6 protein-coding genes and 1 tRNA gene are annotated in these 10122 nt (G+C 72.4%); 2 read left to right on the top strand and 5 right to left on the bottom strand.

Annotated elements, in window-relative coordinates; all coding sequences use genetic code 11:
* The 4 genes from GT354_RS44140 to lhgO form a co-directional block, all read right to left on the bottom strand.
* A partial coding sequence (locus GT354_RS44140) for a PrsW family intramembrane metalloprotease (protein ID WP_161362810.1) occupies positions 1-1398 on the bottom strand: 1398 nt, incomplete at its 3' end.
* 113 nt (positions 1399-1511) lie between these two features.
* Positions 1512-2255 carry a tRNA (guanosine(46)-N7)-methyltransferase TrmB gene (gene trmB / locus GT354_RS44135; protein ID WP_161362807.1) on the bottom strand — a complete coding sequence of 248 codons (744 nt, stop codon included), beginning with the start codon at positions 2253-2255 and terminating at the stop codon, positions 1512-1514.
* A gap of 32 nt (positions 2256-2287) precedes the next feature.
* On the bottom strand, positions 2288-4444 hold the full coding sequence (locus GT354_RS44130) for an FGLLP motif-containing membrane protein (protein ID WP_161362805.1): 2157 nt from the start codon (positions 4442-4444) through the stop codon (positions 2288-2290).
* Positions 4445-4490: 46 nt separating this feature from the next.
* Positions 4491-5708 (bottom strand): L-2-hydroxyglutarate oxidase, encoded by a 1218-nt coding sequence (gene lhgO / locus GT354_RS44125; RefSeq protein WP_161362803.1) that lies wholly within the window; start codon positions 5706-5708, stop codon positions 4491-4493.
* Between the two features lie 101 nt (positions 5709-5809).
* On the opposite strand from lhgO, the gene GT354_RS44120 reads away from it, so the two are divergent.
* Positions 5810-5883 (top strand) — tRNA-Met (locus tag GT354_RS44120).
* A gap of 131 nt (positions 5884-6014) precedes the next feature.
* On the opposite strand, the gene GT354_RS44115 is transcribed toward GT354_RS44120, so the two are convergent.
* Complete coding sequence (locus GT354_RS44115) at positions 6015-7361, bottom strand: MFS transporter (protein WP_161362812.1); 1347 nt, start codon at positions 7359-7361, stop codon at positions 6015-6017.
* Between the two features lie 674 nt (positions 7362-8035).
* Between GT354_RS44115 and GT354_RS44110 the strand changes: the two genes are divergently transcribed.
* The gene (locus GT354_RS44110) at positions 8036-9976 is read left to right on the top strand and encodes an asparagine synthase-related protein (RefSeq protein ID WP_161362801.1); all 1941 of its coding nucleotides are present in this window, start codon (positions 8036-8038) and stop codon (positions 9974-9976) included.
* The last annotated feature ends 146 nt before the right edge of the window (positions 9977-10122 follow it).

Genomic DNA, 10122 nt, shown 5'->3' with positions numbered 1-10122 from the left:
GAACGCGCCGGGCGGGCGGGCCCCGTAGGGGAACATGCCAGGCGGCGGCGGCCCGAACGGGGCCATCCCGGGCGGCGGCCCGAAGGGAACCATCCCGGGCGGCGCACCGTACGGCGGCCGCCACCCGGGCGGCGGTGGGACGTATCGCCACCGCGGCGACGGCATGGTGCGATCGACGACCTCGCGCAGCGCCGGCTTCGCGGCCCATACCCGGTCGAGCAGTTCGCGCTCCCGCTCGGCGTGGTCCGGCCTCGGGCCCCGGTCGGAGCGCGACGCGCGCCGCCGCGTCTCGGCGAGCAGCGTGGCGTCCGACTGGTACGCGCGCAACCGAGCAACGCCGGTCGGCCCGAGCACCGACTTGGCGACGCGCAGGGCCCGGCTGCGGTCGGACATGGAGGACAGCAACAGCGGCTCGTGCGGCCGGAACCAGCCCGCCGCGACGTAGTGGGGCAACTCGTCCTCGACCGCGCGCAACTGGTCGCGCCGGACGATCACCGCGAACCACACCACCGCGCCGAGCATCGGCATCATCACGAGGAAGTACACGCCCAGGAACGACAGTCCCTGCGTGGCCGAGCCGTTCCAGGCCGCGTGCAGCCCGGCGGCGCACACGTATCCCAGGATCGGGTACGCGATCGCGGCGCCGCGCGAGCGGGCGAGCACCGACAGGCCGAAGCCGATTCCGATCATCGACGTGAACAGCGGATGCGCGAACGGCGACATGACGCCGCGGGCGATGAAGGTGCCCCACGTGGTGCCCAGGCCGTCGCCGCTGTCCTCGCTCGCGGCGAACTCGCGGCCGAAGTAGAGGATGTTCTCGGTGAACGCGAAACCGGCCGCGCTGACGCACGCCGGGATCAGTCCGTCGAGGATGCCCCGGAAACGGTGTCGGATGGTCACGAACAGGAGCAGGACCGCGAGGCCCTTGACCGCCTCCTCGACCACCGGGGCGACCAGGGTGAGCCCGAGCAGCTCGGCGTCCTTCTCGCCCTTGAGCTCCATGAGCTTGTCGAACGACCAACTGTTCGCGAGCAGCGCCACCAGGGCGCCGGCGCACGAACCCCACGCGAACGCGAACAGCAGACTCTTCCACGGCAGCGGACGCACCCGCCCCAGCCACACGATCGCGGTCACCACGAGCGGGGCCGGCACGAGTGCGAGCAGCGCCCCGACAAGCAGCCCCTGCGCGCCGATCGTGTCGCCGAGCAGGAACGCGGTGGTGACCGCGCAGCCGAGCAGTGCCACGGCGAGGACGGTTATTCGAGCGGTCTGGTTGCTCGCGAGCGTGCGCCACCTCGACGGGGCGTCGGGCGGCGGTTCGTACATCGCGAACTCGTACGCGGCCGGCTCCGGGGAGATGGGACCGGCTGTCGCCTCGGGTCCTCGCTGCGCGTCCATATGGGGTGACGATAACGCCGCACGGTGTCATGGCGCGCGAGTCCGGTCAGGCTGTGACCTGCCCTACCCGGCGGGCGACGCGCCGTCGGCGCGCGCGGGGCCGGTCCCGGGGGTCAGCGGCGGCGGAAGATGAGGTCCGCGACCTCGTGGCCCTTGTCCAGTCCCTGCTGCTCGAAGCGGGTGATCGGGCGCCACGCGGGTCGGGGCAGGTAGCCGTCGGTGGTGTTCACGAGGGCCGGTTCGGCGGCCAGGACCTCCAACATCCACTCCGCGTAGTGCGCCCAGTCGGTCGCACAGTGCAGCGTCCCGCCGGGGACCAGTCGCGACGCGGCGAGCGCGGCGAACTCGGGTTGGATCAGTCGGCGCTTGTGGTGGCGGGTCTTGGGCCACGGGTCGGAGAAGAACACCCGGATCCCCGCGAGGCAGGCCGGTGGCAGCATGTCGCGCAGCAACTCGACCGCGTCGCCGTTGACCACGCGTATGTTCGTCAGCCCGCGCAGTTCCGCGTCGTAGAGCAGGCTGCCCTGCCCCGGCGTGTGCACGTCGATCGCGAGCACGTTGGTGTCGGGATCGGCCGCGGCCATCGCGGCCGTGGTCTCGCCCATGCCGAAGCCGATCTCCAGGACGACCGGGCGCTCGTTCCCGAACACGTCGCCGAGGTCGATCGTGCGCGCCGCGACGTCGAACCCCCATCGCTCCCACAGCCGGTCGAGCGCCTCGCGCTGGGCGAGCGTGATCCGGCCCCGCCGGGGCGTGAAGCTGCGCACGGTCGCCATGTGGCGCACCGGCCCGTCGGTCGTCGAGGCGCCTGCGTGCGTCGAGGCGCCGGGGACGGGGGAGGTGTGGATGGGGGACATAAGACAAGGATTTTACGGCCTGCCGGGCGAACCTACGGTCGGCCGATCGTCGGTGGGACGCGCGGCATCGGCGGCGGGGTCGACGACGACGGGGTCGGCGACGGTGACGGCGGCGGATGGTTCGGGCCGCGCGCCGGCCGCAGCCGGAACACCGCCCAGAACGCCACCGACGCGAGCAGGAAGGCACCGAACACCGACCCCGAGCGCAGCCACATGCCCTCGGTCGCGCCGGTCGCGACACCGGTCGGATCGAGCAGCGTGAGCATGAACAGGAAGACCGCGACCGCGTACACCGCCGCCCAGCCCGAACGGCTCCAGGTCCACAGCACGTGTCCGTCCATGAAACGGATCGGCAGCAGACCGAAGACCAGACCGACGACGGCCGCGATGTAGACCTGGGTCAGCACGTTTTCGGTCAGGATCCAGCCGAAGGCCGGATGCTCGTCCCCGGCGAGGACGTGCTCGACCGGGATCCGCCACACCCACGCCGCGAGGCCCAGGCCGGCCAGCGACCACGCGCCCAACGCACCCGCCCGACCGTCCTCGCGAGGGGGCAACCGCCGCAGCCCCGCGTGGGTGAAGGCCAGGAACAGGCCGTACACGTAGCCGGGGATCAGGTGCGCGGAGCGCGAGATCACCCCGAGCGCCACCGCGACCACCAGCGCGCCCGGGATCAGGTGCGCGAACGCGCGCACCCGCGAGACGCGGCGTCGGTAGTGCTCGGCGACGCCGCTGTAGGCGAGCACCGTCAACGGAACGGCGATCACCAACGACAGCGCGAGCGCGAGGGTGGACCGGTCGAGACCGGCGTCCGGCTCGACGACGACGGTGAAGGCGGCCGACAACGCGACGAAGGCGACCGCTTGCAGCCTGGGCGCACGCGGCAGCGACCGCGGCCGGGCCGCCCCCGGGCGCAACCGGCGCCGGATCCGCAGCCGGTTCTCGGCGAGGGTCTGGTTGAACAACTCCGCCGCGAAGCCCACGAGCGGCAGCGCGAGCACGGTCCCGGCGCCCGCGACGGCGAGCGGGGCGCGGTGGTCGAGCAGATCGCCGGGGGAGGGCAGGCGCACGGCGGACTCGGCGCGGTCGGCGGCCGCAGGCACGGTACGGCCCACCGCACGCTCGCCGCCGCCGTCGGTCTTCGCCGTCGGTGTCACCGACAGAGCCAGCCGCACGCTGCCGTCGAATCGCTCGGACGCGCAGGCCGCGGTCAACTCGGCGACGCCCGCGGGCAACCCGCTCGGCACGGTCAGCTCGGCGTCCACCCGACCGTCGCGGGCGACGGGAAACCTGGCCAGGACCCGGTCACCCTGCCGGAGGGCCAGTTCGGCCGGGGCGTCGTCGATCGGGTCGGCGCACCCGGTGAAGCCGGCCCCGACGGCACGGAGGCGATCGCCGGGGGCGGCTCGGTCGGCCGACAAGGTGAGGGCCGGCGCCGTGACGGTGAAGTCGGCACCGAAGACGGCGGTGCCGTCCACGTCCTCCGGGTTCGGCTCGTCACCGCACGAGACCGAGATTCTCGACGGACCCCGGATCGGAGTCTGCGGGATCTGCAACGTTTCCGACCTGGGTTCCGCATTGCTCCGTGCGTCGATTGCCCGAACGAACGCGTCACCGAAGTAGAGACCGGCGTCGTTCGACGCGTTGGACGTACCGCAGCGAATGTCCGTCCATACGGTGACCTTGGTGCCTGGTCGCGCCGAGGTCGGTCGGACCACGATCCGCTTGCTCGCCAGGTCGCCGGGCACGGCTCCCGGCGGCGGGTCGTCGTCCGGGGTGTCGGTTCGATCCACGTCGAACGGTGCCTGTGCCATGCGCATGGTCCAGAAGTCCTTGCGATAGGACGTGCACCGGCTCTCGAACCGCTGACCACCCAGGAGCGAGCGATTCTCCATCGTGTATCGGATGACGAAGTCACCCGCCGAACTCAGCGGGAGGTCGGTTCCGATCAGAGCCGGAAACTCGCCCGCACTCCCGCCGGTGGAGAAGACCGCGCTTACATCCACCTTTTTGCTCGGACACTCCGTGTGATCCGTGCCTCGGATCGTGACCACTTCACCCGGCCTGAGCAGGCCGCCGGGCGAGTAGGTCAATCGCGCGGTCGAGGCCGTCGCCGCCTGTGTCGCAGGCATGCACACGGCCAGGACGAACAGCACCATGGCGGCGACGGCCACACGGATCGCGGTCACGACATCTCCCCCGGTCGGATCCCGAGAGCCATCATGCTCCGTCAGGTCACCGATGCGAGAGCGAACCCAACCGCTCCGCGACCCGGCTCGCGATCTCGTCGCCGATCGGCAGTGCGGCGGTCGCGGCGGGGGAGGGTGCGTTGAGCACGTGGACCGTGCGCTCGCCGCCGGTGATCAGGAAGTCGTCGACCAGGTCGCCGTCGGGCCGAACCGCCTGCGCTCGCACGCCCGCCGGGGCGCGGACCAGATCGGCCGCGGTGACCTCGGGCAGCATCCGTTGCACCGCGCGCACCATCGCCGGCTTCGCCACCGAGCGCAGCATTTCGCCCGCGCCGTAGCGCCAGTGCCGGCGCGCGAGGTGCCACATCCCCCGGTAGGCCAGCGTCGCGGCCAGTTCACGCGGCGCGATCCGCGCCCACGAGTAGCCCTCGCGCCGCAGCGCGAGCACCGCGTTGGGGCCCACGTGCACGTCACCGTGGATGCCGCGGGTCAGGTGTACGCCCAGGAACGGGAACGCCGGGTCGGGCACGGGGTATACGAGCCCGTGCACGAGGCCGCGTCGGGACGGGATCAACTCGTGGTACTCGCCTCGGAACGGCACGATCCGTACCGGCGGCGGGTCGCCGGCGAGAGCCGCGATCCGATCGCTGTACAGGCCCGCGCAGTTGACCAGGACCCGGCCGCGCAACTCGCCCAGGCGGGTCTGTACGACCGTCTCGTGGGGATGCACCGCGATGTCGACGACGCCCGCGCCGGTCCGCAGCGACACCCCGCGCGCGTGCAGTACGTCCACCAGCGCGCGGCACACGTCGCCGTAGTCGACGATGCCCGTCGAGGCCACGTGCAGGCCGCCGATGGAGAGCACGTGCGGTTCGCGTTCCCGGACCTGATCCGCCGTCAACTCGGTGACCGGCACCCCGTTCGCGAGCCCGCGCGCATGCAGTTCGCGCAATCGGGGCAACTCGTGTGCGCCGGTGGCGATCACGAGTTTGCCGGTCACCCGATGCGCGACTTCGTGGCGCGCGCAGAAGTCCACCATGCGCCGGGCGCCCTCGACGGCGAAGCGCGCCTTGAGGCTGCCGGGGCGGTAGTACAGGCCGGAGTGGATCACCCCGGAGTTGCGACCGGTCTGGTGCGCGGCCCACGACGTCTCCTTCTCCACGACCGCGATCGTCGCTGTGCGATCGCGTTCGGTCAGCGCGTACGCCGTCGCCAACCCGAGGATTCCGCCGCCGATCACGACCACGTCGTAGGAAAACGTCATGGGTAACCACCTCCGGCTTTCGACCCTAGAGGGTCGCCGAGGGCGGGCTCGGGTAATTGGTCGTGACCGAGTCCGCGATGGCGTACAGTTGGGTTTACCGACGCGGGGTGGAGCAGCTCGGTAGCTCGCTGGGCTCATAACCCAGAGGTCGCAGGTTCAAATCCTGTCCCCGCTACTTGTATCGCAGGCCCGGCATACACATGCCGGGCCTGTGGTGTTTCCGGAGGGTTCCCGCCGCGCTCTTCTCGGCGGCGATCGCCGCGGTCGGCCCCGGCCGTGATGTCGAGCCGGACTGTTGATGTCGGGCTAGACCGTGATGCCGCCGACCAGGCGCGCGCGTTCGGTGAGGTCCTTGACCGCGCGGACGTCGTTGTAGGGCTTGAGGCCGAGCATCAGGTCGTTGAGGTAGGCCGCGTTGCGCGACGAGTGCACGCGGTCGGCGATCTCCAGCGCCTGGCGGCCGGTGGCGCACGCCGCCTCGATCTCGCCGGCCCGCAACTCCGCCTGCGCGCCCACCGCCAGGCGCAGACCGTGCGAGCGCTGGTACGCCTCGCCGCGCAGGCCGGCCAGGGCCTGCGCGGTGAAGTAGCGCGTGCGCTCCGGGACGCCGAGGTCGCGGTAGCACTCGGCGCCGTCCGCGCACAGCCGATCCCACGTGAAGAAGTCGATCCACTCGGGGTCCCCGTCGCCCGGGCGAGCCCGCTCCAGGTGCGCCTCGGCCGCGTTCAGCGCGCGCCCGCAGGCCGCGGCGTCGCGCCCGCGAGCCTGCGCTCGTGCCTCGACCAGGTGCAGGAAGCCGGTGACCCGGGCCGTGGCGATGCCCTTGTTGCGCTCGATCGCGGCCTGCGCGAGGTCTATCGCCATGTCGGGGTTGCCGCGATATGTGGCCTGCAGGCTCATCGTCGCCAGGATGTAGCCGCCGAGCGGGACGTCGGCCGCCGCGCGGGCCAGTCGCAGGGCCTGGATGTAATAGCGCTGGGCCACCTCGTGTTGGCCGGTGTCGAACGCCATCCACCCCGCCAGCCGGGAGAGTTCGGCGGTCGCGCCGAACAGTCGCCGGCCCACGTCGTCGTGGTAGCTGCCGCGCAGGAGCGGCGTCGCGTCGCAGCGCAGACACTCCGGCACCATCGACGCGCGCCAGTCGCCGCCACCGTACTTGCTGTCCCAGCGTCGGGCCTCCTCGGCCGCCTCGCGCAGTTTGGTCACGTCGCTGTGGCCGACCTGGGGGCCCGACCCGCGATGCTCGGCGCGCGCGTCGGCGGGGGTGATCAGCCAACGCGCCATCGGGGTGCCGTAGGCGGTGACGGCGAACGTACCGGCGAGCAACTCGCGTCGATTCATGTGGTCGTGCCTCCACAGATCGGTGGCGGTGCGAACTGCCTCCCCGACGTCACGGGGGAAGGCCAGACCGAGATCGGGATCCACCGGCCGACTCTCGTCGAGGCCGATCTCCTCCAAGGGCACGGGGCGGCCCAGGCGTTCCGAGAGCACCGCCGCGATCAGATGCGGCACCGGCCCCTGTGGAGTCATCCCCTTGCCCACCCAGCGGGCAACGGAGGTCTTGTCGTAGCGAAGGGAGAGGCCGCGGCGGGCGCCGAGGTCGTTGACGCGACGCGCGAGCCCGGCGTTGCTGACACCCGCCGCGGTCAGCAACTCGCCGAGTCGGCCGTTGGGTCCGCGCTCGCGCGGGACCTTGTTGCGCGAGTCGGCCGGGAGTTCGAGGGGAGTGGCGGGAAAGTGCGACGGTCTCGGCTCGGTTGCCTCGGCGTCGTCCGCGCCGGCGGCGCCGCGATGTTCGGCGGACGCGGCGGCCCGGGAGTTCGCGAATACGGTGCCGTGGGAGTCGTCGGATCCGGAACCGGCGACTCCGTTCGATACCCCTGGGTCGGGTGCCTCCGGACCCTCGTGGTCAGGGCTCGAACGCCCCGACTGATCCTGCTTGGGACTGCCGCGCATAGTTTGCCCCCAAAGGCAACCCTCCGTCCCACTCAGCGTAACCGGACCGGACGGCCCGGGTAAGGGAGATATTCGCCAAACGGGGGTGGCGTACGACGCGTTTCGGACGGTGGCGGGACGGTTTCCGGACTCGTCTCAATCCTTGACCAAGCCGACCCCAAGAGGGGATCGCAATCGTTGACAGAACGTACTTGACGGCGCGTCAGTACACAGGCACGGTCAAAAGAGACCATGCGCCGGGCTCGTGTCCCCGTGCGCCGTCGAGTGCGCTCTACTCAGGCTTGCCTAACCTTGGTTCCATGGAAGCGTCGGAGTCCGACCGGCCGGCACATGGTGGGTTGCGCGGGGGCCGTTACCCGAAGGGGGTCGAGATGCGCTGGTTCGCAGGGACGTCGGAGAGCCGGAGCGTCACCCGGCCGACCGGTGCCCGGACGCTGTGGGAGGGCCCCGATCCGCTGTGGTTGGTGGGGGATTGGCCCGCCGACGAGGTCAGGGTGGTCAGCCGCGGCCCGCTGCGCATGGCGGTCCTGGGCGTGTGCGGGGCCACCGACGCCGAGTTGGAGGTGGGACTCGCGGTCGCGCGTGGGGGCGCGCTGCGGCACCTGACCGACTGGGCGGGCAGCTACCACGTCGTGTTGCGCAACGGCCGGCGCACCGTCGTGCTGGGCGACCTGGCCGGGGTCCGGCAGGTCTTCCACGCGCAGCCGCGCGACGGTGGCGACGGCGTGGTCTACGCCTCGCACGCGCTTCCGCTCGCCGACCTGACTCGGGCCGGCCTGGACACCGAGGCGTTCGCGGCCCGCATCGCGTGCCCCGACGTGCCCGAACTGGTGGCCGGGCGCTCGATGTTCACGGGCGTGGCCCGCCTCGAACCCGGACACGCGCTCGAACTCGTGAACGGCGTCTCCCACCTGCGGCTGTACGAACAGCACCGCGCACCGCTGGACTTCCCCGCCGCGGCGGGAGCGCTCGGCCGAGCGCTGACCGACGCGGTCGGCCGGCGGGTGAGCAGCGCCAAGCGGCCGGGCGTCGACCTGTCCGGGGGACGGGATTCGGCCGTGCTGGCCCTGCTCGGCGCGCGCTCGGTGTCGGTGGCCAAGGCCCGCGACCTGGTCGCGGTCACGTGGTCCGAGCCGTGCGCCCCCGGCGACCCCGAATCCGCCGCGCGAATCGTGTCCCGCTCGGCCCGAATGCGCCACCTCGTGATCCCCGGCGGTCTGGAGCACCTCCCGTACACCGGCCTGGCCGACGTGCTCGACGGCGGCGTGATGCCCGACGAGCCGGGTTTCCCCCTGATCGGCATGGCCCGAACCACGCGCACGTTCGCGGCCATTCGCGACTGCGGCATCGACATGCACGTCACCGGTTACGGCGGCGACGCCGTGCTCGGCACACCGCTCGCCTACCTCGCCGACCTCGCGATGGACGGCCGTCGGATGATCGCGGCGCGGCACGCCCGCACCTGGGCCCGCAACCTCGGGATGAGCCCCTCCGATCTGGCCGGCACCGCTCGCCGGGTCGCCCGCACCACCTTTCCGCAGGCCCTGGACCAACTCTCCGACGTGCTCGCCGGCTCCGGCCGGATCGACGCGGGGCCGGCCGCCGCCGTCGCGTGGTGCGGTACCGGGCCCACGGCGGTGTGGACCACACCCGATATGCGCCGCCGGCTCGCCCGCTCGCTGCGCCGCCTCGCGGCCGAGTCGGTGGTTTCCGCCGGATCCGTAGTCGCCGCGGACCCGTCGGTGCACGGTCGTCCGGGGGACCGCGCGGCATGGGTCGCGGTCCGCCGGGCGGCCGAGCGGCACCGCGCCTTCCAGCAGTTGGCCGAACGCACCGGGGTGCGGGTCCAGGCGCCCTATCTGGACACGGCCGTGGTGCGGGCGGGGCTGTCGCTGCCGGCGTGGGTGCGCGATCGCGACGACGGGCCGCGGGCGCTGCTCACGGCCGCCGTGCAGGGGCTGATTCCCCGGCACACGCTGGGCGACGTGCACCGGGCCGACTATCGCGAGGCCGAGCGGCGCGGGCTGCGGCAGAACGCGGCCCTGTTGCGCGACCTGTTCGCCGACCCGCTGCTCGCCGAGTTGGGTGTGCTCGACCCGATCGAGTTGCGCCGCTCGCTCGACCCCGTGCTCGGTGCCCGGCCCAGCCTGACCAAGGGTGAGCCGCAGCCGGCCCCGTCGGTGCCGTTGGGCGCGATCGCCGACGTGGTGTCGGCCGAGCTGTGGCTGCGCGGGGTGTGGGAGGGCCGGGTGATGCGCTGGGACGCGACTCCCAGTTCCGCGCCGGGGGTGCGGATCGCGGCGGTGGCCTGACCGGCGGGCGGCGAGAACAGGCGCCGGCGGGCCGCGAGGGACAGGCACCGGCGACCACCGAGACAGCCGGGTGCTCCGAGCGAATCATCGCTCCGGGCACCCGGCATTCGCCTGTGCGGATCGGCTCGACCGCCGCGCGCGTCGGC

Origin of the sequence: Streptomyces sp. SID3343 (assembly GCF_009865215.1) — a bacterium.
Classification (GTDB): domain Bacteria; phylum Actinomycetota; class Actinomycetes; order Streptomycetales; family Streptomycetaceae; genus Embleya.
Note: the sequence above shows the minus strand (reverse complement) of the source record. Positions and strands in the feature narration are given on the sequence as shown.